This window comes from Xenorhabdus taiwanensis, from assembly GCF_036512875.1.
Classification (GTDB): domain Bacteria; phylum Pseudomonadota; class Gammaproteobacteria; order Enterobacterales; family Enterobacteriaceae; genus Xenorhabdus; species Xenorhabdus taiwanensis.
Genome location: NZ_AP028978.1, coordinates 2,276,662 through 2,302,079, shown reverse-complemented (window position 1 = coordinate 2,302,079; position 25,418 = coordinate 2,276,662). Strand labels below are relative to the sequence as shown.

23 protein-coding genes and 1 other annotated feature are annotated in these 25,418 nt (G+C 39.3%); of the genes, 22 read left to right on the top strand and 1 reads right to left on the bottom strand.

What is annotated here, in order from left to right; genetic code table 11:
- Positions 1 to 506 precede the first annotated feature (506 nt).
- The 22 genes from ACE1SE_RS10275 (at position 507) to ACE1SE_RS10170 (ending at position 24,868) form a co-directional block, all read left to right on the top strand.
- Positions 507 to 2,300: a hypothetical protein gene (locus ACE1SE_RS10275; RefSeq protein ID WP_374050811.1), complete on the top strand. Its 1,794-nt coding sequence runs from the start codon at positions 507 to 509 to the stop codon at positions 2,298 to 2,300.
- 308 nt (positions 2,301 to 2,608) lie between these two features.
- Complete coding sequence (locus ACE1SE_RS10270; protein WP_374050810.1) at positions 2,609 to 4,291, top strand: hypothetical protein; 1,683 nt, start codon at positions 2,609 to 2,611, stop codon at positions 4,289 to 4,291.
- Positions 4,292 to 4,349: 58 nt separating this feature from the next.
- Entirely contained in the window at positions 4,350 to 5,615 is a 1,266-nt protein-coding gene (locus ACE1SE_RS10265; RefSeq protein WP_374050809.1) for a hypothetical protein, read from the top strand.
- A gap of 34 nt (positions 5,616 to 5,649) precedes the next feature.
- Positions 5,650 to 7,272: a hypothetical protein gene (locus ACE1SE_RS10260; RefSeq protein ID WP_374050808.1), complete on the top strand. Its 1,623-nt coding sequence runs from the start codon at positions 5,650 to 5,652 to the stop codon at positions 7,270 to 7,272.
- A gap of 348 nt (positions 7,273 to 7,620) precedes the next feature.
- A complete protein-coding gene (gene thrS / locus ACE1SE_RS10255; protein WP_374050807.1) occupies positions 7,621 to 9,549 on the top strand; it encodes a threonine--tRNA ligase in 1,929 nt (642 codons plus the stop codon).
- A 3-nt stretch (positions 9,550 to 9,552) separates the two neighbouring features.
- Complete coding sequence (gene infC, locus ACE1SE_RS10250) at positions 9,553 to 10,092, top strand: translation initiation factor IF-3 (RefSeq protein ID WP_074019479.1); 540 nt, start codon at positions 9,553 to 9,555, stop codon at positions 10,090 to 10,092.
- 94 nt (positions 10,093 to 10,186) lie between these two features.
- The gene (gene rpmI / locus ACE1SE_RS10245) at positions 10,187 to 10,384 is read left to right on the top strand and encodes a 50S ribosomal protein L35 (RefSeq protein ID WP_006118955.1); all 198 of its coding nucleotides are present in this window, start codon (positions 10,187 to 10,189) and stop codon (positions 10,382 to 10,384) included.
- Positions 10,385 to 10,427: 43 nt separating this feature from the next.
- Positions 10,428 to 10,784, top strand: a complete 357-nt coding sequence (gene rplT / locus ACE1SE_RS10240) for a 50S ribosomal protein L20 (protein ID WP_010847342.1) — start codon at positions 10,428 to 10,430, stop codon at positions 10,782 to 10,784.
- Positions 10,785 to 10,924: 140 nt separating this feature from the next.
- Positions 10,925 to 11,049: a sequence feature (Phe leader region), on the top strand.
- Entirely contained in the window at positions 10,928 to 10,975 is a 48-nt protein-coding gene (gene pheM / locus ACE1SE_RS10235; RefSeq protein WP_152669842.1) for a pheST operon leader peptide PheM, read from the top strand. Its footprint overlaps the feature before it by 48 nt.
- Before the next feature lie 81 nt (positions 11,050 to 11,130).
- The gene (pheS, locus tag ACE1SE_RS10230) at positions 11,131 to 12,114 is read left to right on the top strand and encodes a phenylalanine--tRNA ligase subunit alpha (RefSeq protein ID WP_374050806.1); all 984 of its coding nucleotides are present in this window, start codon (positions 11,131 to 11,133) and stop codon (positions 12,112 to 12,114) included.
- A gap of 14 nt (positions 12,115 to 12,128) precedes the next feature.
- A complete protein-coding gene (gene pheT, locus ACE1SE_RS10225) occupies positions 12,129 to 14,516 on the top strand; it encodes a phenylalanine--tRNA ligase subunit beta (RefSeq protein ID WP_374050805.1) in 2,388 nt (795 codons plus the stop codon).
- A 4-nt stretch (positions 14,517 to 14,520) separates the two neighbouring features.
- The gene (gene ihfA / locus ACE1SE_RS10220; protein WP_038233943.1) at positions 14,521 to 14,817 is read left to right on the top strand and encodes an integration host factor subunit alpha; all 297 of its coding nucleotides are present in this window, start codon (positions 14,521 to 14,523) and stop codon (positions 14,815 to 14,817) included.
- A gap of 95 nt (positions 14,818 to 14,912) precedes the next feature.
- Positions 14,913 to 15,908 (top strand): vitamin B12 ABC transporter permease BtuC, encoded by a 996-nt coding sequence (btuC, locus tag ACE1SE_RS10215; RefSeq protein ID WP_374053645.1) that lies wholly within the window; start codon positions 14,913 to 14,915, stop codon positions 15,906 to 15,908.
- Between the two features lie 51 nt (positions 15,909 to 15,959).
- Positions 15,960 to 16,727 (top strand): vitamin B12 ABC transporter ATP-binding protein BtuD, encoded by a 768-nt coding sequence (gene btuD / locus ACE1SE_RS10210; protein WP_374050804.1) that lies wholly within the window; start codon positions 15,960 to 15,962, stop codon positions 16,725 to 16,727.
- A gap of 156 nt (positions 16,728 to 16,883) precedes the next feature.
- Positions 16,884 to 18,029, top strand: a complete 1,146-nt coding sequence (arnB, locus tag ACE1SE_RS10205; protein WP_374050803.1) for a UDP-4-amino-4-deoxy-L-arabinose aminotransferase — start codon at positions 16,884 to 16,886, stop codon at positions 18,027 to 18,029.
- Entirely contained in the window at positions 18,030 to 19,007 is a 978-nt protein-coding gene (gene arnC, locus ACE1SE_RS10200) for an undecaprenyl-phosphate 4-deoxy-4-formamido-L-arabinose transferase (protein ID WP_374050802.1), read from the top strand. It abuts the gene before it with no gap.
- Positions 19,007 to 20,992 carry a bifunctional UDP-4-amino-4-deoxy-L-arabinose formyltransferase/UDP-glucuronic acid oxidase ArnA gene (gene arnA / locus ACE1SE_RS10195; RefSeq protein WP_374050801.1) on the top strand — a complete coding sequence of 662 codons (1,986 nt, stop codon included), beginning with the start codon at positions 19,007 to 19,009 and terminating at the stop codon, positions 20,990 to 20,992. The genes arnC and arnA overlap by 1 nt, the downstream gene beginning before the upstream one ends.
- A gap of 41 nt (positions 20,993 to 21,033) precedes the next feature.
- A complete protein-coding gene (gene arnD / locus ACE1SE_RS10190) occupies positions 21,034 to 21,927 on the top strand; it encodes a 4-deoxy-4-formamido-L-arabinose-phosphoundecaprenol deformylase (RefSeq protein ID WP_374050800.1) in 894 nt (297 codons plus the stop codon).
- 5 nt (positions 21,928 to 21,932) lie between these two features.
- Positions 21,933 to 23,594: a lipid IV(A) 4-amino-4-deoxy-L-arabinosyltransferase gene (gene arnT / locus ACE1SE_RS10185; RefSeq protein ID WP_374050799.1), complete on the top strand. Its 1,662-nt coding sequence runs from the start codon at positions 21,933 to 21,935 to the stop codon at positions 23,592 to 23,594.
- On the top strand, positions 23,591 to 23,941 hold the full coding sequence (arnE, locus tag ACE1SE_RS10180) for a 4-amino-4-deoxy-L-arabinose-phosphoundecaprenol flippase subunit ArnE (RefSeq protein ID WP_374050798.1): 351 nt from the start codon (positions 23,591 to 23,593) through the stop codon (positions 23,939 to 23,941). The genes arnT and arnE overlap by 4 nt, the downstream gene beginning before the upstream one ends.
- 17 nt (positions 23,942 to 23,958) lie before the next feature.
- Complete coding sequence (gene arnF / locus ACE1SE_RS10175) at positions 23,959 to 24,324, top strand: 4-amino-4-deoxy-L-arabinose-phosphoundecaprenol flippase subunit ArnF (protein WP_374053644.1); 366 nt, start codon at positions 23,959 to 23,961, stop codon at positions 24,322 to 24,324.
- Between the two features lie 58 nt (positions 24,325 to 24,382).
- On the top strand, positions 24,383 to 24,868 hold the full coding sequence (locus ACE1SE_RS10170) for a C40 family peptidase (RefSeq protein WP_374050797.1): 486 nt from the start codon (positions 24,383 to 24,385) through the stop codon (positions 24,866 to 24,868).
- 123 nt (positions 24,869 to 24,991) lie between these two features.
- On the opposite strand, the gene ACE1SE_RS10165 is transcribed toward ACE1SE_RS10170, so the two are convergent.
- Entirely contained in the window at positions 24,992 to 25,384 is a 393-nt protein-coding gene (locus ACE1SE_RS10165; protein ID WP_374050796.1) for a helix-turn-helix domain-containing protein, read from the bottom strand.
- Positions 25,385 to 25,418: the final 34 nt, after the last annotated feature.

The window sequence follows — 25,418 nt, the reverse complement described above, 5'->3', positions numbered from 1 at the left end:
TAATATTATATATTTTAATGTGAAAAAAATAGAATAAGGTATATGAATATCAATTATGAATTGGAATTTCAACTAATTAAAAATCAGATTTTTTGACTAAAAAAAGATAATTGATGAACATGTATGATAAAATTGATTGAGTTTTGGTTTGCATCGATATATATCTCTACAAATATTTTACAAGCCTACTATTCTATCTCTGTTTTGTTAGCACTTCCTCTTCGGTTTTAGTTTTGATCTTCAACTATTTTCTTCATTTAAAAAGGAAAGATGACATAGCTAGCTTCTATTGGTGAATGTATATTTCTATAATTTATAATAATTTATTTATGATGTTGATAATATCATTGCATAATAACTTTTTTTCATTGGAAAGTTTGTTTTTTTTATTTAACTATATGTGGAAGGTGATTTCATGATTTTTTTAATAATGTTTTCTTTTGGTTTTGTTTGACAATACATTTTAATAAACCGAATGATTATTTTATTGTATAAGGAAATAAAAAATGAATAAAAATAAAGAAATGTTCGAAAAACAAGATACATCTCAAAACAATCAACCACCTCAATCTTCGGGGAAATCAATTACTACAAAAGATGATTATCAAGTTACTTTATCATTAGAGAGTGATTCTAATGTTTTAGTAGGCCAGGAGATTTATCTCAAAGTTACTATAAAATCAACTACAGATGATATTACTTCCCTTTCTAATATCGGTTCAGTAATAATACAAGACCCAACAGATAAAAAATCCATTAGCTACAAAACATATAAAAATTACGCTGTCGTAATTTCTAAAAATAGAGCTGATAGTTATGGCGAGGCCATATTAGCATTAACCATCCATAAATCTAATAAAAACAATCAACTTGATCTCTCAATCTCTGTTCGGGATAAACTGAAAAAGACTATCACCGGGTTTAATGACAGGCCTGTTACATATAATGTAATAAATAATATTCCAGCAGATTCGATTACCTTAAAAACCCCACATGAATTTATAGCAACACCGACCACGGTTAATCCAATCAGTGATCAAAACAGCACTTATCGTTTATATTCTGGCATTATTAGTGATAATAAGACGAAACCAATCGGTAATATTCAGGTTCTTATTGCAGCCCAAAAACATAATCAACTATCACCTTCTTCTGGGTTGATAGAAATAACCAACGACCCGGTTGCAGGGGCTGTTGAACCAATGAATATCCTGACTCTTCCCGATGGGCGAGATTTCTTTGTACTAACAAGCAACCCGCAGGGGGAAATTAGTTTCCGTGCATATCCAACAGCAGGAGCGGAAGGAAGAGTTGATTTTGTGGCTAAAATACAAAATTTGACTAGAGATGACTATACGGCAGCGATATGTATATACCCAGCCTATTCCAAAAATCATCCTTTAGATAATCCTTTTATCAATGAGATGGAAGAGGGGGGAGTACTTAAGAAACTGCCTGGGCAAACAGATTTTACGGTGAGTGTTAACTCATATGACGGATATATGACGCCCGGTTCGAAAGATATTATTGCATTCTTTACTGAATATGATGGAACAACGCAAAAAACTTTATTATCCCCAACATATAGGATTAATAATGTAGATGAAATAGAAGATAGGGTATTTTCTTTCCCATATGTTCAATTGGAACCTAATAAACTTGGTGGAATATACTATGCCATAATATCTGAGCATAATAACATTATGTATTCTGAATCTTTAAACTTTAAATATGTTCTTGATCTTGACTCACCAGATGGTAATAATAAAGGAGTTTATGATAAAGTTACTGTATATTCTACTTATGCAGACTTTCCCATCAAACCTAGTAATAGAAGTGGCACGGTTTCTGAATCATCAGCCGTAATTTTTGACCTAATAAGTCAAGGTCTTGTTTTCGGTGAAGGTAAGGATAATAGCAATAGTGCAGGATTATATGTATTGATAGAAGCGGCAGGTACTCCTACTATAAAAAACTTACCGCAGCCTAATCAGAGTGGTAAAGTGAGGGTGAGTATAAAATCTTCCAAGGGTCTGGTATCTAAAGAGTATGATTTTAATTTAAATAATCTAAAAAAAGATGGTACGGTTAAATATCAAATAGTTACTATTCCATTCTGTTTCCTTAAAGGAATACTGCCTATAGACGGTTATGATCCTTCAAGATTATATATTGATTATTATATAATAACAGACACAGGATCTGGAGAAAAAACATACAGTAAAATTTGGAAGGTTGATATTAACACTATGGATCCAAATGAATATGATGATGACGACTATTATGGATGTTCATCTTAATTTATAGATAAAATTATACATTGATGTTTTCAGTATTATATATTCCAAGTCTATATTGTGGCTTGGAATATCATCAAGAATAAATATTCAACTTATATCTAAGGGAAAAATTTTAATTATTTAGGGATATTCCTAATACAGCACCCACTTCGTGCAGTATAATGCATTAGTTAAATAATATATTTTTTATTGACATCAAATTCATTTACATATTGGTTAGTGTGTCTGATTTGAGTTATATATCAAGTATCTTTAATGATGGCTGGTATATATGTTAACTAAACTATTATGGATTTCAAGGTGAAAAAATGAATGTTGAAAATAATATAATAAAGTCATCAGACTATTTCTTGCCAGGGAAACTTTGTGTATCTATTCCGGATGGTTCAGATATTATTATTGGTCAGTCTGTTTATCTAACAGTTACGCTTATAGCCGATCCAAAAGTGATTGAAGATATTCAGGATATTTCAATAAAAAATGATCCAACGGTAGTTGAAGTAACACGCTATGTTAATTGGATACCAACAAAAGATAAAACTGGAGGGAGTGCGATATTTCTGTTGAGTGTTAATAGTAATGTTTTGCCAGAAAAATTAATAAATTATAGTGTTCATGCGATTTCAAATTCAGGTTTAGATGTACCAGAAGTGAAACTATTAAATATCACCTACACGGCAAAGAAATTCAGTCCTTATAAAACTATCTCGCTTGACCATAATAAAAATTATTTAGTAACACCAACCATTGATAACAATATTAATGATGCTAATAGTGAATATGCCTTGATTAGCTCAACAATTACTGGGGATGATGGTAATCCTTTGAAAAATGTTGCCGTGACTATTTCCTCATCTCAATCCAAGAAATTAAATCTAGTTGTTTTTGCTACAGATGATAAGTCACCTCAACCTATTGAGCTTCAATCTTATAATAAGATTGATTTTATTACCGTCTATTCTGATTCAAAAGGAGAAATTAGATTCCGTATCTACCCAATAAAATATACACAAGTCAGGCTTGATTTGACAACGGCAATATTTAATGTTACCGGCTTTACTCAAGCTTATACTCTATATATCATTAATTCTCCTCATAATATCCCATTTGAACTCGGTAGCCCAACGATACAAGAAATGGAAGAAGGTAATATAATTAAACAAGACTCGTCTTCTTTCTCAAAATATTTTCATGTCCAAATACCTTCTTATCAGCCTGCTTATACTACAGATGGAATTATGTTTTTTATAAGCCGTAGCTTACATGATAAACCAAAATTACTTGAACCCATATATAAGGTTAATAATGTTAACGATTTACCAAGAGAAGCTTTTAGCTTGTCATACAGTGAATTGCCTATTAACGAAAGGGTTGAATTCTATTATCTTATTTCTTCTGTAGAAGGCGAAGTAAGAAAATCTTACCCAATTACATTAGAATATATTGGTAACGACTCATCTAATGAAGATGTCTACGATAAAGTTAAAGTATATACCAGCCATGCAACACTTCCCATTGATGCCTATAGTGAAGAAAATGAAACTTTTGAATGGCATGGCATTATTCTAAGCATGATAAGTAGTAACAAAAAACCTGGCCAAAGTGTTAAGGGAGTGACAGGGTTGTATGTGGTGATTATGGGAACTAATGATCAAAATAATAAAAATCTACCACAAATCGGTAGCAAGGGATGTTTGAATGTCTATGTTAAAACACCAACATCCAGAAATACTCATAAAAGTTATCAGTTTTCGTTACTATCTGCTGTTGATTCGGGAAAACAAACAAGCCATGTTATAGTTAATATTCCATACTGTGATATTGACCGAGCTGGGCCTTCATTTTCCAATGGGTTAGGAACACTTTCTTTTGATTACTATATCGAAAATAGTGATGGTTCTAAAACGTATAGCAAAAAATGGACTACTAAAATTAATACCGTATTACCAAACCAGGCTCATGATGATAATGATGGATGTGATTCTTTATAAATAAATTATCAACTATTGCATTTTGATATAATAAAAATACTTAAGATAAGGAAATGATATGAAAAGTAATATATCAATCGATGAAAGATCCATATCAATATATTTTGAAAAAGAATTATTGCAAATATTAGATTATGATAGCACTCCACCTAATGGTGATTGTATTAAGGCAGTTGCATTAATAAGAAATAAAGAAGGAAAACCACTGCCAAATGTTTCCGTTGATATCCTTGAGAAAGAAAGTGCTTATTTTGGACTGGTTAATATTTATCATTCCGATAAAGAAAAACTTGTCGAAATTAAAAGTATTTCTTCTGATCAGAAATACTTTTCTATTACTTCAGATAAAAATGGAGAGTTGATTTTTTATATTTATCCTAAAAAATCAACATCAGTGATATTTCAAGTTGATTCTATGGTATTGGATATAACAGATCGTATATCTTCAAAAAACAAATTGTATATTGTAGATAACAATAAAGAAGACTTGAATCTTCCTCCACTTGTCATAAGCGAGGATAATAGCAGTTTGTTGGTAGATCCTAATTCGAATGTCTTTAACGTTTTAATCCAAAATTACTCTGGTGCTAAGAGAAATGACGAAATACTATTTTTTATTAACAAACAATATGTAAAAAAGTTATTTTTTGTTCAAGAGGTTAATAAATTAGGCAATGATAGCTATGTGACATTCCCTTATAATATGTTTAAGGTGAATGAACTTGCCAATTTTTCTTATACTGTTGTGGACAAGTTGGGAACAGTACGATCTTCATATCCACAAGGCATAATATATCCCGGAGGAGGGTATAATCAGCCAATGGATAATTTAACAAGAATATATGATAGTTGTATAGTTTACAATAGTTATGGTTATCATGATGATAAAAACATTATTCATGATACCATTCATGAAAAAGATATAGATAATAAATGTAATAATTCACATCATGAAGCGTTATTCGTTAAGGTAATTGGAACAAGTGACTATAAAGATAAAACAAAAGTTCCACTTGGTGCTGAGGTAATATTAAGATTATATGTTAATAATTATCCCAATACCATTTACCAATCTAAGGTAAAAATAATGCCAACTCAACCAGATAATGATAATAGTAATACAGCAACATTACTGTTTGGTATTCCCTTTAGTTATGTTAGCCATATAGGAAATGGAGATATTTATCTTGATTTTCAGGTTAATTATTATGGAGATATTTCTTATGGCAAGATTTGGCAAGCCAATGTTTATACAGTACGGCCGGGAGGAGAAGTTAGCGGGGATGCTTGCCCTGATGGTAAAACTTTGTCTGGTATATGCTAACTTCATCAATAAAGAATTATAAAAGAGGTGAAATATGTTGGGGAGTGATAACAATCTGATTTTGTCGGATAATGACTTAAATTTGTCTGTTAAAAATGGTGCTGACATTATTATTGGTCAAAAATTTTACCTTGATATAGGAATACCAAAAGGAAAAATTCCTCAATCCCTCAATATAGGAATAAAGGACTCTAAGGGGTTTGAAAGTATAAAGATAATTAAAACAATTAATACCCAACAAGATAGTAAATTATATAACATGGTTATTTCATGTGCTGTTGAAGGAAGCAATTCAATAACAGCGGGAGAAGAAATACATTTTACACTCACAGGTATTGATAAAATAATAAAATATTATGCAAGGGATTTGGTTAAAAGTTCAATCCAATTAAAGAAAAATAAAAATATTTGTGCAACACCAAATAACAACGATATAGATGATAATAAGGAGCATTATATAAGTTATAACACGATATTGTTTGATACTAATGGTCAATTACTTAAAAATACTCCTGTCAATATTTACTCTGAGATTAATGAAGATATAGAAAGAAACATTATAATTACTTCCGAACCTGATAGAGTAGGTCAAAAATATCAAATTATCAAACCAACGAAATATGAGGGTAAAACTCAAGTAATTATTAATAGTGATAACGATGGGAAAGTAAATTTCCGTGTTTATCCAGTTATGGATACACCTGCTATTATGGATTTAATCAGCCAAGTTAAAGGAGTTGCTGAATATCATTCTGGTAGCATATATATGATTTCTGTTATCCCACCCAGTAATGAGAATTCACTTAATCCGCCAGATATCCCTGAACTAGAAGGAGATTCATTAGAAGGCGATGGACGTCAATTTTTTGAAGCAGAGATTGATTCCTATCCTAATGTATCCAGAACAGATAATATTTTGTTTTTCAACAAAAAAAAGAAAGATGGTTCTTTTGATCCAGAAGGATTAATATTTCCAGTCCAAAAAATTTCCGATGTTTTGGGGGATATGGATTCAGAAGATTATAATTATACATTTTTGATACGAAGAGATGTTTTTCCATCTGGGAAAAACTCAATGCTTTATTATATAATATCACCAGATTTTGGTAATAGCATGTATTCAGATGTTCGAGATATTACATATATAGGAGGTGAACTCACCACGCCTAATGATAGTGTCAAAAGAACATATAATATGCCTATGATTTTCTCAAGTTTTGCTGATATAAAGAAAGATTCTAAACTTGAACACTCTGATGAAGAAAAACCAAACCATGAATATATTACTCAAAGAGATGTATCTAATTATGCTGTAAGTGGGTGTCAGTTATATGTAAAGATTTTATGTACTAATGATGAAGATGATCTCTCTTATCCTCTCTGGGGTAAAGAAATATATTTAAGAATGTATGTTGAATCAGCGAATCAGAATTTTAATAAGATATTTCCAATTGTTGCTCCTCATATTCCAGATAAACCAGGAGGAAAATTGTCGACGGTCATTGTTAAAATTGATTCACCAGAACTTAATGATGTGAAAGGATATGTGACTGGAGGAACAGGAAAGATCTATTTTGAATATTATATCATTGATTCAGTTACTCATGAAAAGGTACATAGTAATTATTGGGAAAATGAAATCATGACAACTGATTAATATTCATAATTATAATTGTGCTGTTTCTATATTAAAAACATTCAGCATAATATATAGATACAGCCTTTTTATTAATTATTGAAGTTTCCGATTTATGTTAAGAAATATATTTGCATGGAGGTAGTTTAAATATATTCCCATAGAGCTATTTTAACACCTACTCTGTGTGTTAGTATGTCGGGCGAGTTAGGGCAAATGTACCGGATACATTTTGAAAATGTGACCTTAAATCTGTACACATCTTGCGGAGTGAAGCAAGGACTTGCTCCTAACGTACTGATTAATAATAAATTTATTTCAATGCACGTGATCTTTCGTGTGGGTCACCACTGTATATAAGGATTTTAAATGCCTGTAATTACTCTTCCTGACGGTAGTCAACGTCAATTTGAGCATGCTGTTTCCGTAATGGATGTGGCTCGTGATATCGGTGCTGGTTTGGCAAAAGCGTGTATTGCTGGCCGCGTTAATGGTGAATTGGTTGATGCTTGTGAATTAATCGAAGCCGATGCCAATCTTGCTATTATCACCAGTAAGAATGAAGAAGGTTTGGAAATTATCCGTCATTCATGTGCACATTTGTTGGGCCATGCAATCAAACAGTTGTGGCCAGATACGAAAATGGCTATCGGTCCTGTTATTGACAATGGTTTCTACTATGACGTCGATTTAGATCGCTCTTTGACGCAGGAAGATATCGAGCTGCTTGAGAAACGTATGCTGGAACTTGCCAAAAAAGACTACGATGTTATCAAGAAAAGAGTTGGTTGGCAGGAAGCGCGTGACACATTTGCAGCTCGTGGTGAAAAGTATAAGATCCAGATTTTGGATGAAAATATTAGTTGTGATGATCGCCCTGGTCTGTATCACCATGAAGAATACGTTGATATGTGCCGTGGGCCACATGTTCCGAACATGCGTTTCTGTCATCACTTTAAACTGCAAAAAGTTGCAGGGGCATACTGGCGCGGCAATAGTGACAACAAAATGTTGCAGCGTATTTATGGTACTGCATGGGCTGATAAGAAACAGCTTAATGCCTATTTACAGCGTTTGGAAGAAGCTGCAAAACGTGATCACCGTAAAATTGGTAAGCAGCTTGACCTGTATCATATGCAGGAAGAAGCACCAGGTATGGCATTCTGGCACAATGATGGCTGGACAATTTTCCGTGAATTAGAAACTTTCGTTCGCACAAAGCTCAAAGAGTACCAATACCAGGAAGTAAAAGGCCCATTCATGATGGATCGTATTCTGTGGGAAAAAACAGGGCACTGGGAAAACTATAAAGAGAACATGTTCACAACTTCATCGGAAAACCGCGAATATTGCGTAAAACCGATGAACTGCCCAGGCCATGTTCAGATTTTTAACCAAGGGTTGAAATCCTATCGTGACTTGCCGTTGCGTATGGCTGAATTTGGTAGCTGTCATCGTAATGAACCATCAGGCGCATTACATGGTTTGATGCGTGTACGTGGCTTTACTCAAGATGATGCACATATCTTCTGTACTGAAGATCAAATCCTTCAAGAAGTCAGTAGCTGTATCAACATGATTTACGATGTGTACGGTACATTTGGCTTTGAGAAGATTGTTGTTAAATTATCAACTCGCCCGGAAAAACGTATTGGTACGGAAAAACAGTGGGATGAAGCAGAAGCGGATCTTGCTGAAGCATTAACCCGAAACGGCATTGAATTTGAATACCAGCCGGGTGAAGGGGCATTTTATGGCCCTAAAATTGAATTTACTCTATATGATTGTTTGGATCGTGCGTGGCAATGTGGTACTGTGCAACTCGATTTTTCACTACCGGCACGCCTGAGCGCGTCATATGTAGGTGAAAATAACGAACGCAAGGTTCCTGTGATGATTCACCGTGCGGTTCTGGGATCACTGGAACGGTTTATTGGTATCCTGACAGAAGAGTATGCTGGGTTTTTCCCAACATGGTTGGCACCTCAGCAGGTTGTCGTTATGAATATTACTGATGGCCAGTCAGATTATGTACAGGAATTGGTTAAAAAACTTCAAGATGCAGGCATTCGTGCAAAAGCAGACTTGAGAAACGAGAAGATTGGTTTTAAAATCCGTGAACACACTCTGCGTCGTGTGCCTTATATGCTTGTATGTGGTGACAAAGAAGTCGAATCAGGAAAAGTATCCGTTCGTACTCGCCGCGGCAAAGATTTAGGTAGCATTGAGCTCAATGAGTTTACAGAAAAACTGCTGACAGAAATACGCAGTCGTAATCTTCACCAATTGGAGGAATAAGGTATTAAAGGCGGAAAAAGAATTCAACCGGCGCGCCCAAATCGCATTAATGAAGAGATTCGCGCCTCTGAAGTTCGTTTAACTGGATTAGATGGCGAACAGATTGGTATTGTCAGTCTGAGAGAAGCTCTCGAAAAAGCTGAGGAAGCTGGTGTTGATTTAGTTGAAATCAGCCCAAATGCCGAACCGCCGGTTTGTCGTATTATGGATTACGGCAAGTTCCTCTATGAGAAGAGTAAGTCAGTCAAAGAACAGAAAAAGAAACAAAAGGTTATTCAGGTTAAGGAAATTAAATTCCGTCCTGGTACAGATGAAGGCGACTATCAGGTCAAACTACGCAACCTGATTCGTTTTCTGGAAGATGGCGATAAAGCCAAAATCACCCTGCGTTTCCGTGGGCGTGAAATGGCACACCAGCAGATTGGTATTGAGATGCTTAACCGTATCCGTGACGATCTGAGTGAACTGGCTGTGGTCGAATCCTTCCCAACGAAGGTTGAAGGCCGCCAGATGATCATGGTGCTCGCTCCTAAGAAGAAATAGTCAGGCAAACAAGTAATGGGCTCCAGTTAGTTCTGGCTGGGGTCTGTTCGCCTTACTAGTTCGTTGTAATTAACAATGCGAAGTGGAAATTAAAATGCCAAAAATTAAAACAGTACGCGGCGCAGCTAAACGCTTCAAAAAAACCGCAAGCGGCGGTTTCAAGCGTAAGCACGCTAACCTTCGTCACATTCTGACTAAAAAATCAACTAAGCGTAAACGTCATTTACGTCCAAAAGGCATGGTCTCCAAAGGTGATCTGGGCCTGGTTGTTGCTTGTCTGCCATACGCATAAGCAATTTTTTTAGATTAGAACTCAGAGACGATAGGAGAAGTATATGGCTCGCGTAAAACGTGGTGTTATTGCCCGTGCACGTCACAAAAAAATTCTGAAACAAGCGAAAGGTTACTACGGTGCTCGTTCGCGCGTTTACCGTGTTGCTTTCCAGGCTGTTATCAAAGCTGGTCAGTACGCTTACCGTGACCGCCGTCAGCGTAAACGTCAATTCCGTCAACTGTGGATTGCACGTATCAACGCTGCTGCACGTCAGAACGGCATGTCTTACAGCCGTTTCATCAACGGCCTGAAAAAGGCTTCGATTGAAATCGACCGTAAGATTCTGGCTGACATCGCTGTATTCGACAAAGTAGCATTCGCTGCTCTGGTTGAAAAAGCGAAGGGCGCTCTGGCATAAGTCAGGTTAAAAGAGGGAGCTTGCTCCCTCTTTTACTTTTTTTTACTTTTTTCCAAAAGATTAGATAATATCTGCGATCAGATAGTATTGTGATTCAGATTGCGATTGGTGAATACAAGAAGGGTACAGGAGAAAGAACGCAAATGATAAAGTTAGCCTTTTTTCGTTTCTTTTTTTACTTTAGCACCTGAAATCAGGGGGCTTTGCGCGTAAGAAAAGAAACGAAAAATAGCGCTTGAGCCTCCAGTGTGGAGGCTTTTTTATTTTTATGGCCTCATTAGTCGATATCATGAGGACATAGTCGATAACAACTAAAGGGCCATCAGGCCAAAGGAAGAGGAAAACGATGTCACATCTTACTGAGCTGGTTGCAAAGGCAAAAACAGCCGTGGAAGAAGCCCAGGATGTTGCCGCGTTGGATTTGGTGCGAGTTGAATACCTGGGAAAAAAAGGCCATTTAACCCTCCAGATGTCATCGCTGCGTGACTTACCAGCCGAGGAACGTCCAGCGGCAGGGGCTGTTATTAATCAGGCGAAACAAGAAGTCCAGGAAGCTTTGAATGTGCGTAAGGCAAAGCTGGAAGCTGACATTCTGAATGCGCGTTTGACGGCAGAAAAAATCGATGTTTCATTGCCTGGTCGTCGTATGGAAAATGGTGGCTTGCACCCGGTTACCCGCACGATTGAACGTATTGAAACTTTCTTTGGTGAGTTGGGCTTTTCTGTTGAATCAGGTCCGGAAATCGAAGATGACTATCATAACTTTGATGCTCTGAACATTCCTGCACACCATCCTGCGCGTGCTGATCACGATACTTTTTGGTTTGATGCGACGCGTTTGCTGCGTACCCAGACTTCTGGGGTACAGATCCGTACCATGAAAGAGCGTCAACCACCAATCCGTATCATTGCGCCAGGGCGTGTGTACCGTAACGATTACGATCAGACACATACCCCAATGTTCCATCAGGTAGAAGGGCTGATTGTTGATAAAAATATCAGCTTTACCAACCTGAAAGGCACATTGCATGACTTTTTGAATAATTTCTTTGAAGAGGATATGCAGATACGTTTCCGCCCTTCTTATTTTCCATTTACAGAACCTTCCGCAGAAGTTGATGTAATGGGCAAAAATGGGAAATGGTTAGAAGTTTTGGGTTGCGGTATGGTGCATCCTAACGTGTTACGCAATGTTGGTATTGATCCTGAAATCTATTCTGGTTTTGCCTTTGGCATGGGAATGGAGCGTCTGACCATGCTGCGTTATGGTGTTACAGATTTGCGTGCATTCTTCGAAAATGATTTACGTTTCCTCAAACAATTTAAATAAGGCGGGTATATCTCATGAAATTCAGTGAACTCTGGTTACGCGAGTGGGCAAACCCAGCCATTAATAGTGAAGCATTGTCTGATCAAATCACCATGGCTGGTTTGGAAGTTGATGGTGTTGAAAAAGTGGCAGGCCAATTCCATGGTGTGTTTGTTGGTGAAGTTGTTGAATGTGGACAACATCCAAATGCAGATAAGTTACGTGTCACAAAAGTTAATGTCGGTGGCGAACACCTGTTAAATATTGTCTGTGGTGCACCTAATTGCCGTCAAGGGCTGCGTGTCGCTGTCGCCACAGTTGGTGCTGTGCTGCCAGGTGATTTCAAAATTAAGCCAGCAAAATTGCGTGGCGAGCCGTCAGAAGGCATGCTGTGTTCATTTGCTGAACTAGGTATTGCTGACGATCAGGATGGCATTATTGAACTGCCAGCAGATGCTCCGATTGGTGTTGATCTGCGTGATTACATGAGATTGGACGATAATGCGATTGAAATCAGCATTACACCAAACCGTGCTGACTGCCTGAGCATCATGGGGGTTGCCCGTGACGTTGCAGTTATCAATAAATTGTCCATGACAGAGCCGAAAATCGAAGCGGTTAAACCAACTACAGATGCAACATTCCCTATTCGTGTTGATGCTCCTGAAGCTTGTCCGCGCTATTTGGGGCGTGTGATCAAGAACGTGAACGTTAAGGCAATCACCCCATTGTGGATGCGCGAAAAACTGCGTCGTGGTGGTGTTCGTTCCATTGATCCGGTTGTTGATATTACCAACTATGTTTTGCTCGAATTGGGCCAACCATTACACGCGTTCGATTTGGAACGTTTGAGTGGTTCAATAATTGTTCGCTTCGCTGAGCAAGGTGAAAAACTCACTCTGCTGGATGGCAATGAAACCGAACTTTCTGCTGAAACCCTCATTATTTCTGATGAAAAACAACCAGTTGCTATGGCGGGGATTTTTGGCGGGGAATATTCTGGTGTTAATACAGAAACACAGCATATTATGCTGGAATGTGCATTCTTTGCACCACTGGCAATTACTGGCCGTGCTCGCCGTTATGGTTTGCACACCGATGCTTCTCACCGTTTTGAACGTGGTGTTGATCCACAGCTTCAGCATAAAGCGATGGAGTATGCCACTCAGTTGTTGATTGACATTTGTGGAGGAGAAGCAGGAGAACTCGTTGATGTTACTAGCGAATCTCACTTACCAAAATCAGCAACGATTACGCTTAATCGCAATAAACTGGATCGCTTGATTGGTCATCATATTGCTGATGAACAAGTAACCGATATCCTGATGCGTTTAGGCTGTCAGGTAACAATCCAGAATGATAGCTGGCAAGCCATTGCGCCTAGCTGGCGTTTTGATATGCAAATCGAGGAAGATCTCGTTGAAGAGGTCGCCCGTATTTACGGTTATAACAACATTCCTGACGTACCAGTGCGGGCAGATCTGATTATGACTTCACATCGTGAAGCTGATTTGCCACTGAAACGAGTTAAAACCATGTTGGTGGACAGAGGTTATCAAGAAGCAATTACTTACAGCTTCGTTGATCCTAAGGTTCAGAAATATCTTCACCCACAGGAAGACGCGTTAATTTTGCCTAATCCAATTTCGACGGATATGTCTGCAATGCGTTTGTCCCTGTTGACAGGATTATTGACCACTGTCGCCTATAACCAGAACCGTCAGCAAAACCGTGTCCGTTTATTCGAAACAGGGTTGCGTTTTGTGCCGGATGAAAATGCGGAACATGGAATTCGTCAGGAATTAATGCTCGGTGGTGTTATTGCAGGAAATCGGTTCGAAGAGCACTGGTTGATTGAAAAACAGGCAGTTGATTTCTTTGATTTGAAGGGTGATTTAGAATCTGTTTTAGAACTAACAGGTAAACTATCTAACATTTCCTTTAAGGCAGAAGAACATCCTGCTTTACATCCCGGGCAAAGTGCTGGGATTTATCTGGAAAATAATTACATTGGTTATATCGGTGTTGTTCACCCAGAACTGGAGCGTAAACTTGACTTAAACGGCCGTACCGTGGTATTCGAGTTATTATGGACTGGTCTGGTAGACCGCGTGATCCCTGAGATGAAGGAAGTTTCTCGCTTCCCATCTAACCGCCGCGATATCGCCATCGTTGTGCCTGAAAATGTAGCCGCAGAAGATGTTCTGGCTGAATGTAAGAAAGTTGGCGTAAATCATATAGTTGGCATAAACTTATTTGACGTGTATTGTGGTAAAGGTGTCGCGGAAGGCTACAAGAGCCTTGCTATTAGCTTAATCTTGCAGGATACAGTGCGTACACTGGAAGAAGAAGAAATTGCTGCGACCGTCAACAAATGCGTTGCTGCACTAGAACAGCGATTCCAAGCATCCTTGAGGGACTGAACTTATGGCGCTTACTAAAGCTGAAATGTCAGAAAATCTGTTTGAGAAACTGGGTATTAGCAAGCGTGACGCTAAAGATCTGGTAGAAATGTTCTTTGAAGAAGTTCGTCGTTCTTTGGAGAATGGGGAGCAAGTGAAATTATCTGGATTTGGCAACTTTGATTTGCGAGATAAAAATCAACGTCCAGGCCGTAATCCAAAAACAGGTGAAGATATTCCGATTACGGCTCGCCGTGTTGTCACTTTTCGCCCTGGCCAAAAATTGAAAAACAGAGTGGAAAAAGCGTTACCCAAAGAATAAATACATAAAAAGGCCGCATCTTGCGGTCTTTTTCTTATCTTCTCTTTTCATTGCACTCAATGGAAAGAGGGTTTATTTTCTCAATGGCCTCACACATGCGCTCTGTTTATGAGTTGATTACCTATCAGAGAAAACGTAACCATCGAGTGATGGTGGCTCTGTCTGTTTTATTCGTTATTCTGTTTATTTTGTCATTATGTGCCGGTGAAATCTGGTTTTGGCCTGATCAATGGTTATCGGAGCCTGCCCGGTTGTTTATTTGGCAGTTGAGATTACCCAGGGCGATTGCCGTTATGGTGGTTGGGGCGAGTTTAGCCCTATCAGGAGCAATTATGCAGGCTCTGTTCGAAAATCCGCTGGCGGAGCCTGGATTACTTGGGATCAGTAATGGTGCTGGTGTTGTAGTAGTATGTTTAATACTTATCTTTCATGGCATTGCGCCATTGTGGTTATTAAGTGTTGGAGCGGTATTTGGGGCATTTTTCATGACCGCTATTTTGCTGGGATTTTCCAGAAAACATCAAGTGACCAATACTCGCCTGTTATTGATTGGCGTTGCTTTCGGGGTGATCTTTGGTGCCTTGATGACATGGATGGTCTATTTCAGTACCAGTTTAGATCTCCGGCAATTGATGTATTGGATGATGGGAAGTTTCAGTGGCGTTGATTGGCGTCAAAAATGGCTGATTGTTGCATTGTTTCCCGTCATCTTATGGTTAAGCAGCAAAGGTAACATTTTGAATTACCTCTCTCTTGGGGAATTGCAGGCTCGGCAATTGGGTGTGCCTCACCATAAATGGCGTAATGTATTTGTATCGGTAATCGGATTATTAGTTGGTTTGAGTGTTGCCCTTGCGGGAGCAATCAGTTTTATCGGTTTGGTTATTCCCCATATCTTGAGATTGATTGGTTTGACTGATCATAAGGCATTACTTCCGGCCAGTGCATTGGCGGGAGGCAGTGGTTTACTGTTGGCAGATTTAGTGTCCCGTCTGTCATTATCCCACGCAGAAGTGCCGATAGGTGTTGTCACCGTCACTTTAGGTTCTCCCGTTTTTATATGGTTGTTATTAAGAACACGTCACTATTAAGAAATATCGAACTTGTCTGTTAATGCAAGATAAGGAGATGAGGGTAATAACATGATCGGTCAGCCGATTTTGGAACTGGATAATGTTACTGTTAACAACAGATTGAGTTCATTGTCTGAGGTTGTTGCTGCAGGAAAACAAATTCATCTGGTAGGACTAAATGGCTCAGGAAAGAGCACGTTACTTTCAGTGATCGCAGGAATTTTATCCTATAGCGGCACTATTTGTTTGCATGGACAAAACTTGCAAAATTACCGCCAGCATGAGTTGGCAAAGCGCCGGGCCTGGTTCTCTCAATCTTCTTCTGTTCCTGTCATGCCGGTTTTTCAGTATTTAGATATGTTCCGCCCTGAATGTGCACCCCTGACACAAAGTGAACATGTGTTGTATGAACTTTGCCAGCAAATGAAACTTTTGCCATTGCTTTCTTCATCGATTGGCCAACTCTCCGGCGGGGAGTGGCAGCGTGTCAGATTGGCGGGTACGTTTTTTCAGATCTGGCCGGATCTGAATCCTGATGGGAGTTTACTCTTACTTGATGAGCCGACAAATAATCTTGATATCACTCAGCAAGCTGTTTTAGATAAGTTAATAAAAAGATTTTGTGCATTGGGGGGAACGGTATTATTGAGTAGCCATGATCTTAACCATACCTATGAACAAGCGACAGAAGTATGGCTGCTCTCGCATGGAAAATTGTTAGCATCAGGTATGCCACAGAATGTAATGACAGAACGAAATTTATCAGAGATTTTTGAGGTAAATATTGGACATATCAGAAATACCAGCTATAAATTATGGAGGGTCAGCCACGTGTAATTCCTGTAAGTGAAATCCACCATAATCATTGCTTGCTATCTGCTTTTGGTGCTTGGTTGACCATAATTTGTTTTTCGTTGATGTTTTGTTAAAAAATCATCATCTAGTATCGATTGATTATAAAACAATTTGGGATAGACAAGGCACAAGGCGATTATGGATAGTTTTTTGCCATTTTCTCGTCCTGCAATTGGCAGCGAAGAGATAGAAGCGATAGAGAAAGTTTTACACTCAGGTTGGATTACGACAGGCCCACAAAATCATCAATTAGAGCAAGATTTTTCTCTTATGTTTGGATGCAAACATGCTATTGCTCTATATTCTGCGACGGCGGGTATGCATTTAGCTTTGTTGGCTCTGGGCATAGGTCCAGGTGATGAAGTCATTACGCCTTCCCAAACTTGGGTTTCCACTATCAATATGATTTGTTTGTTAGGCGCTGAGCCTGTCATGGTTGATGTTGACCGTGATACGTTGATGGTTAGTGCAGAAACAATCAAAAAAGCGATTACCCCCAAAACCAAAGCAATTATTCCCGTCCATTATGCGGGAGCGCCTTGTGACCTTGACGCTCTGCGTGCTGTCGCTCAAGAAGTTAATATTCCCCTGATTGAAGATGCAGCCCATGCGGTCGGTACCCGTTATAAAAATGAATGGGTCGGAGAGCGGGGTACCGCAATTTTTTCTTTTCATGCTATTAAAAACATGACCTGCGCCGAAGGTGGCATGTTCGTTACAGATGATGATGAGCTTGCCCAACGGATCCGTTGTCTAAAATTTCATGGCTTAGCGGTAGATGCTTTTGATAGGCAAATTCAGGGCAGGAAACCGCAAGCGGAAGTGATTGAGCCAGGTTTTAAATACAACCTGTCAGATATTCATGCGGCGATGGCAGTTGTGCAACTAGGCAAACTGGCATCAATGAATGAACGTCGTCGGGAGTTGGTGGCTCGCTATTCTGCTGCTCTTATTGATTCACCGTTGCAAATGCTGAAAGTTCCCGAATATGCGCATTTGCATTCCCACCATCTTTTTATGGTACGTGTTGACAAAAGTATCTGTGGTATTGACCGCGATACTTTTATGGCACGCTTGAAGGACAGAAATATTGGCACAGGTTTGCATTTCAGGGCTGCGCACACACAAAAATATTATCGTGAGCGTTATCCACAACTCTCCCTGCCTGTATCTGAGTGGAATTCGTCAACGCTTTGTTCATTACCTCTTTTTCCAGATATGAGCAATGCCGATGTAGATCGTGTCGTGAATGTGATAACTGAAATTCTTTCGGAGCATAATTAAGTGACATTTGAGAAGATCAAAAAAGTTTCAGTCGTTATTCCTGTTTACAACGAAGAAGAAAGTTTACCCCAGTTACTGGAAAGAACTCTCGCAGCGTGCCAAAAATTAAAGCAGAAATATGAATTAATCTTGGTCGATGATGGCAGCCATGATAATTCTGTCGAGATCTTAACTCAGGCGGCTGAATCTCCAGAAAATCATGTGATTGCGATTTTACTTAACCGTAATTATGGGCAACATTCAGCAATTATGGCCGGTTTCCATCAAGCTGACGGTGATCTGGTTATTACACTTGATGCTGATTTGCAAAACCCGCCAGAAGAAATTCCTCGTTTAGTTAAAAAGGCGGAAGAGGGATATGACGTTGTGGGTACACGTCGTATTCATCGACAAGACTCTTGGTTCCGTAAAACCGCTTCTAAAATAATCAATGCAATGATAACCAAGGCGACGGGGCGTTCAATGGGGGATTATGGTTGCATGTTGCGCGCGTATCGACGTCACATTATACACGCAATGCTTCAATGTCATGAACGCAGTACGTTTATTCCTATCCTTGCCAATACCTTTGCGCGCAGAACAATAGAAATTGACGTAGCCCATGCAGAGCGTGAGTTTGGGGATTCTAAGTACAGTTTTATGAAACTGATAAATCTGATGTATGACCTTCTGACGTGCTTAACAACTGCACCATTACGGTTACTGAGTGTCGCGGGAAGTATCATTGCCATAACAGGTTTCTTGTTGGCGGTGTTACTGATTGTTCTGCGCCTTATATTTGGTTCAATGTGGGCTGCTGAAGGGGTGTTTACCCTGTTTGCTATTCTTTTCATGTTCATTGGCGCACAGTTCGTCGCCATGGGACTATTGGGCGAATACATTGGTCGAATATATAACGATGTTCGTGCTCGCCCGCGCTATTTTATTCAAAAAGTGGTCGGAGTTAAGAAGACTAACGACAATCAGGAAGAAAGCTAATGAAAGCAGTTATTTTTGCCTATCACGATATTGGTTGTGTCGGACTTAACGCATTAGTCAAAGCTGGTTTTGAAGTTCAGGCTGTATTCACTCACACTGATTTTCCAAATGAAAATCATTTTTTCTCTTCTGTGGCACGTATCGGCGCTGATTTGGATTTACCCGTGTTTGCGCCAGAAAATGTGAATCACCCGCTTTGGGTTGAACGCATTCGTGAGATGAAACCAGATGTTATTTTCTCTTTTTACTATCGCAATATGCTTAGCCAGGAAATTCTGTCGCTGGCTGAAAAAGGCGCATTTAACCTTCATGGCTCCTTGTTGCCGAAATATCGTGGCCGTGCTCCGGTTAACTGGGCAGTACTCAATGGAGAGCTCGAAACCGGTGTAACATTACATAAAATGCTGGAGAAGCCGGATGCGGGAGATATTATCGCGCAACAGGTTGTACAGATTGCTGAAAATGAGACTTCGCTGATAATACATGGAAAAATACGCGAAGCGACAGTTGAATTATTGGATCGCATTCTGCCTCAAATAAAATCAGGTCATTATCCATCAATTCCACAGGATGAAAGCCAGGCAACTTATTTTGGCCGCCGCACCGCTGAAGATGGTGAAATAGTATGGAATAAGTCTGCCAAAGAGATTAATAACTTAGTCAGGGCAGTGACAGAGCCATACCCAGGCGCATTTACTTTTCTCGGTGAACGTAAGATGACAATTTGGCGTTCACGGCCACTTAATCAGTCCCACGGGAAACGCCCGGGGATTGTAATTTCGACTGATCCATTTGTGATTGCTTGTGGTGATGGTGCGCTGGAAATTATTAGCGGCCAAGGGGAGGCAGGGCTTTATGTTCAAGGTAATCGATTAGCTCTTGAGATGGGCATTGTCGCAGGGATTCATGTTGGTCCTAAAGCAACAACTCAAGTCAGTCGTCGTAAGCGTGTTCTTATTTTGGGCGTCAATGGATTCATTGGTAACCATCTGACTGAACGATTGTTGAGTGATGGCAATTATGACATTTACGGGATGGATATTGGTTCTTCTGCGATTGAACGGTTTATTGGTAATCCTCGCTTTCACTTTATTGAAGGTGATATCAGCATTCATACTGAATGGATTGAATATCACATCAAAAAATGTGATGTCATCCTGCCGTTAGTGGCAATCGCAACTCCGATCGAATATACCCGTAATCCTTTGCGAGTCTTTGAGCTGGATTTTGAAGAGAATCTTAAAATTGTTCGTTATTGTGTTAAATACAATAAACGGATTATTTTCCCATCTACATCCGAAGTTTACGGTATGTGTGATGATAAAGAATTTGATGAAGATACTTCGCGTCTGATTGTTGGACCTATTAATAAACAGCGTTGGATCTATTCAGTTTCAAAACAATTACTTGATCGAGTCATTTGGGCATATGGTACACAAGAAGGCCTGAAATTTACCTTATTCCGCCCGTTTAACTGGATGGGGCCAAGGCTGGATAACCTAAATTCAGCGCGTATTGGTAGTTCAAGGGCTATTACCCAATTGATTTTGAATCTGGTGGAAGGTTCTCCAATTAAACTGGTGGATGGGGGAGAGCAAAAACGTTGTTTTACGGATATCCATGATGGTATTGAAGCATTATTCAGGATCATCGAAAACCGGGATGGGTTATGCGATAGCCAAATAATCAACATCGGTAATCCAACAAATGAAGCGAGTATTCGCCAACTGGCCGAAATGTTATTAGATAGCTTTGAGCAACATGCATTGCGAGGGCACTTTCCTCCATTTGCTGGATTCAAGAAGATCGAAAGCAGCAGTTATTATGGGCAAGGCTATCAGGATGTTGCACACCGCAAACCGAGCATAAAGAACGCAGAGCGTCTGTTAGGTTGGAAACCCACTATTGATATGAAGCAAACCATTGATGAAACATTGGATTTCTTTCTGCGTGGAGCAGTTGAAGAATTCAAAGGGAAAAACTAAAAAGTCAATTGGAAAACGAGGAAGAGAGTGGGAATAACGTAATGAAAAAAGTTGGTTTGAGAATTGATGTGGACACTTATCAAGGCACTAAGGAAGGTGTACCACGGTTGCTGGAAGTTTTACAAAAGCACCATATTCAAGCCAGCTTTTTCTTCAGTGTTGGGCCGGACAATATGGGGCGTCATTTATGGCGCCTGTTGCGTCCGAAGTTTCTCTGGAAGATGCTGAGATCAAATGCAGTGTCTCTTTATGGTCTGGATATTTTATTGGCTGGTACAGCCTGGCCGGGGAAAAAAATCGCAAAAGATTTAGGGCATTTGATGAAGCAAACAATGGATGCAGGTCATGAAGTTGGCTTACATGCATGGGATCATCAAGGTTGGCAGGCAAAAGTAGGGAGTTGGTCGGAGAAGCAATTAACAGAACAAGTGAAATTAGGTGTTGATGCTTTGGAAAAGGCAACAGGAAACGCCGTTACATGTTCAGCCGTTGCGGGTTGGCGAGCTGATGAACGAGTGTTGGCGGTTAAACAGTGTTTTGGTTTTGATTACAACAGTGATTGCCGCGGAACACATCCATTCAGGCCACTTTTGCCCGATGGACAAGTGGGAACTGTACAAATTCCTGTCACATTACCTACCTATGATGAAGTTGTTGGAACACAAGTCAGCGATGCAGATTTTAATCACTTTATCCTTGACGCGATTAAAAATGATCATGGAGTTCCTGTTTATACGATCCATACCGAAGTCGAAGGTATGGCGAAATCTTCACAATTTGAGACATTGCTGGACATGCTTCATCAACAAGATATTCAGTTCTGTAAATTAAGCCATTTGTTACCAGAAAATAGGGATACGCTCCCTGCCGGAAAAATTGTTCGTTCGTATTTTCCTGGTCGTGAAGGCTGGTTAGGTTGCCAACAAGAGGTATAACACAGATGTTGAACACCCGAGCGAGTAAAGCAGGAGCCGTTCTGATGGCTCTTTTTTTTGTTCTTACTTACTTATTGCCGTTGGATAGTCGTTTATTATGGCAGCCGGATGAAACTCGGTATGCTGAAATTAGCAGGGAGATGTTGCAACGTGGGGATTGGATCGTACCTTACTTCTTGGATATTCGCTATTTTGAAAAACCAGTAGCAGGATATTGGATCAACAACATCAGCCAGTGGATTTTTGGTGACAATAATTTTGCTGTCCGTTTTGGCTCCGTGCTTAGTACCCTAATCAGCGTATTTCTCCTTTATCGTTTAGCAATGATGATGTGGCAATGCCGCCAGACTGCTTTTGTTTCCAGCCTGATTTACATTTCCATGTTTATTGTTTTTTCCATTGGCACCTACAGCGTCCTTGATCCTGTGTTTTCTTTATGGATTACAGCGGGGATCGTGAGTTGTTATTGGGCGCTTAAGGCGGTGGCGATCCGAGAACGAATTTTGGCATGGTCTGTTCTGGGGCTGACCTGTGGAATGGCTTTTATGACAAAAGGATTTCTGGCATTGGCGTTACCCGTGATTGCCATGCTACCCATTACGATATACCAGAAACGCTTTTGGGAAATGGTTCGTTTTGGGCCTCTTGCCGTGATTTTTGCTGTTTTAATCAGCCTGCCGTGGGTGATTGTAATTGCTGTGCGTGAACCGGATTACTGGCATTATTTCTTTTGGGTAGAGCATATACAGCGTTTTGCTTCTGAGAAAGCTCAGCATATTGCACCTATTTGGTATTATTTACCCATCTTGATCTTAGGCGTGATCCCGTGGTTAGGGTTACTACCAGGGGCTTTGATCAAAAGCTGGAAAGAGAAAAAAAGTCACCCAGAAATGTTTTTCTTGTTTTGCTGGTTTGTTGTTCCATTTGTATTTTTTAGCATCGCAAAAGGGAAACTGCCAACGTACGTTTTACCCTTTATCGGCCCCTTAGCAATGATGATGGCAAAGTATGGTGTTGATTGTGTCAAAAATGGCAACATGAATGCATTGAAAATAAATGGATTGGTGAATGTCTTCATTGGATTACTTGCCATTTTGGTACTTTTTATCCTGGAAACCTTAAAAGATCCCCCACTTTATCAACCCGACGAATGGCTAAAATGGATTGTGGGAATTATTGCCTTTGGCGTTTGGGGTGGAATTGGTTATTTTTGTTTTATTCGCGGTGGTAAATATTGGTTATGGGCTGCCGCTTGTTCAATTATGCTTAACTTATCGATAGGTAGTGCTTTGCCCGATAAGACGATAAATTCGAAACTTCCCCAGCATTTCATTCAGCAAAACGAAAAAGAATTGGCTGACAGTAAATATATCTTGTCTCAATCTGTTGGCGTGGGTGCAGCGATTGCGTGGGAGTTGAAACGCAGTGATATTTACCTGTTTGATCGTCCCGGGGAGTTAGAATATGGCCTTACTTACCCTGATAGTCAATATCGATATATCACGGAGCAAAAATTTCCAGCGTGGCTAGCGAAAGCACGTAAAAAAGGTCAAGTCGCTATTGTTTTCCTATTACCCTCAGAAGGTGAATTGTCGGAATTACCGGAATCGGATTTTGTGCGTCGTAATCATAGATTCGTGCTTGTGATTTATAAGAAACAGTCATGAACAGCAATATAACATTATTGATTTTGGTTAGCTTGCTTACTTGTATGGGACAATTATGCCAGAAGCAAGCGGTTATTTGTTGGCAGAAAAAAGATACCCCGCATAAAGTGGTACTGATGGCGATATGGCTATCCAGTGCTATTCTTCTGTTGGGTATAGGAATGATATTTTGGTTGCGATTATTGCAATTTTTTCCATTGAGCATTGCTTACCCTATGCTTAGTATAAATTTTGTCATAGTGACTTTAATTGGGCAATTTTTATATCAGGAAAAGGTGGGGTTAACGCACTGGATGGGGATTTTTTCCATTATGTTCGGCATCTTATTAATGAGTTTGAGTCAGTGAAAGGTTATCTTTGGGGGATGGCGAGTGTTTTGCTGATTACTGTAGCGCAATTGTTATTGAAGTGGGGAGTTGCTCATCTGTCGGAACTTTCGTTATCAATGCATTGGCTGGATATCAACTGGCTTCGGGCAAATCACAATCCTTTGCTGATGATTATGGCAGGACTGACGGGTTATATATTATCCATGTTATGTTGGTTTTTCACATTGAAATATCTGCCATTGAATAAAGCGTACCCTATTATTAGCCTGAGTTATGCCTTTGTTTATTTAATGGTGGCTTTATTACCTTGGTTTAGTGAAACTATCTCACTGTTAAAAACGGTGGGCGTTTTTTTCATCTTATTGGGCGTTTGGTTAATCAGCAGACCGGAAACAAAATAGTTAAAGTTTGTCATTTCTATGTGGTGATTGAGGAAAAATGATGATTGAGGGAAAGCGGATGGTAATAAAAATAAGGCATTTATGCTTGTTATTAAGTTTTTTTCTTATTGGTTGTACCAACCCTGTTTTCAAGCCTAATTCATCTCCGCTGAAAGCTGCTCTCTCTGATCCGATAATGGTCATTGCTCAGTTAAAAGATCAACTTGAGCAATGGCGGAATACACCGTATCGCTATGGTGGCATGGATAGGCATGGTATTGACTGTTCAGGCTTTGTGTACCGGACTTTTTCTGATCGCTTTAATATCCAGCTTCCGCGAACAACAAGTGAACAAACCCAAATAGGCACACGGATAAGCCAAGATGATCTGATGCCTGGTGATCTGGTTTTTTTCAAAACCGGCAGTGGAAAAAGTGGGTTGCATGTAGGTATTTACGATATTAACAATACGTTTATTCATGCATCCACAAGTAAAGGCGTAATACGTTCTTCTCTTGATAATGTGTATTGGCGCCGTGTTTTTTGGCAAGCGCGTAGGATTTAACATCACTTCTGTTTCGTTGTTCCGGCAGTGCTTTATGATATCTTAACGCCTTATTATTTTTGCCGGAGTCAAAAATGTCCTCATTACGTCTGCTGCTTTCCGATTCTCATGTTCCCGTATTTATTATTCGCAGTATTTATACTTCGGGATATATTCCTCACAATACAAAAATGTTTTTAACTCAGGCAGATGTCCATTTTCCCGGAATTTAGCGGGCGTAGTATTAAAATGTTTTTTAAATATTCGGGTAAATGTAGCTTGAGAGCTAAAGCCATATTGAAGAGCAATGTCAAGAATGGGCAGATTGCCTTCACGCAAAGATCTGGCTGCTTCATGGAGGCGACGGCGACGCACATATTGGCCTAACGTACAGCCTTTCAACTCCTTAAAAATTCGTTGTAAATGCCATTTTGAATAACCACTTTTATGGGCTATAGCATCTATTTTGATACCTTCAGTTTGTTGAAGTTGGCTTTCTAACCATCTTACAATATCGTTGATAACATTTTCTAACATGTTTACCTTCCACATGGGTGGGGTTTTGCTAAAA

Coding starts and splice junctions, on each gene's coding strand:
- btuD (WP_374050804.1), top strand. CDS start 15,960: ATGATCGGTCAGCCGATTTTGGAACTGGATAATGTTACTGTTAACAAC.
- arnA (WP_374050801.1), top strand. CDS start 19,007: ATGAAAGCAGTTATTTTTGCCTATCACGATATTGGTTGTGTCGGACTT.
- arnD (WP_374050800.1), top strand. CDS start 21,034: ATGAAAAAAGTTGGTTTGAGAATTGATGTGGACACTTATCAAGGCACT.
- ACE1SE_RS10260 (WP_374050808.1), top strand. CDS start 5,650: ATGTTGGGGAGTGATAACAATCTGATTTTGTCGGATAATGACTTAAAT.
- rplT (WP_010847342.1), top strand. CDS start 10,428: ATGGCTCGCGTAAAACGTGGTGTTATTGCCCGTGCACGTCACAAAAAA.
- pheT (WP_374050805.1), top strand. CDS start 12,129: ATGAAATTCAGTGAACTCTGGTTACGCGAGTGGGCAAACCCAGCCATT.
- btuC (WP_374053645.1), top strand. CDS start 14,913: ATGCGCTCTGTTTATGAGTTGATTACCTATCAGAGAAAACGTAACCAT.
- rpmI (WP_006118955.1), top strand. CDS start 10,187: ATGCCAAAAATTAAAACAGTACGCGGCGCAGCTAAACGCTTCAAAAAA.
- ACE1SE_RS10265 (WP_374050809.1), top strand. CDS start 4,350: ATGAAAAGTAATATATCAATCGATGAAAGATCCATATCAATATATTTT.
- ACE1SE_RS10165 (WP_374050796.1), bottom strand. CDS start 25,384: ATGTTAGAAAATGTTATCAACGATATTGTAAGATGGTTAGAAAGCCAA.
- pheS (WP_374050806.1), top strand. CDS start 11,131: ATGTCACATCTTACTGAGCTGGTTGCAAAGGCAAAAACAGCCGTGGAA.
- thrS (WP_374050807.1), top strand. CDS start 7,621: ATGCCTGTAATTACTCTTCCTGACGGTAGTCAACGTCAATTTGAGCAT.
- arnF (WP_374053644.1), top strand. CDS start 23,959: ATGGCGAGTGTTTTGCTGATTACTGTAGCGCAATTGTTATTGAAGTGG.
- arnE (WP_374050798.1), top strand. CDS start 23,591: ATGAACAGCAATATAACATTATTGATTTTGGTTAGCTTGCTTACTTGT.
- ihfA (WP_038233943.1), top strand. CDS start 14,521: ATGGCGCTTACTAAAGCTGAAATGTCAGAAAATCTGTTTGAGAAACTG.
- ACE1SE_RS10270 (WP_374050810.1), top strand. CDS start 2,609: ATGAATGTTGAAAATAATATAATAAAGTCATCAGACTATTTCTTGCCA.
- ACE1SE_RS10275 (WP_374050811.1), top strand. CDS start 507: ATGAATAAAAATAAAGAAATGTTCGAAAAACAAGATACATCTCAAAAC.
- arnT (WP_374050799.1), top strand. CDS start 21,933: ATGTTGAACACCCGAGCGAGTAAAGCAGGAGCCGTTCTGATGGCTCTT.
- arnB (WP_374050803.1), top strand. CDS start 16,884: ATGGATAGTTTTTTGCCATTTTCTCGTCCTGCAATTGGCAGCGAAGAG.
- ACE1SE_RS10170 (WP_374050797.1), top strand. CDS start 24,383: ATGGTAATAAAAATAAGGCATTTATGCTTGTTATTAAGTTTTTTTCTT.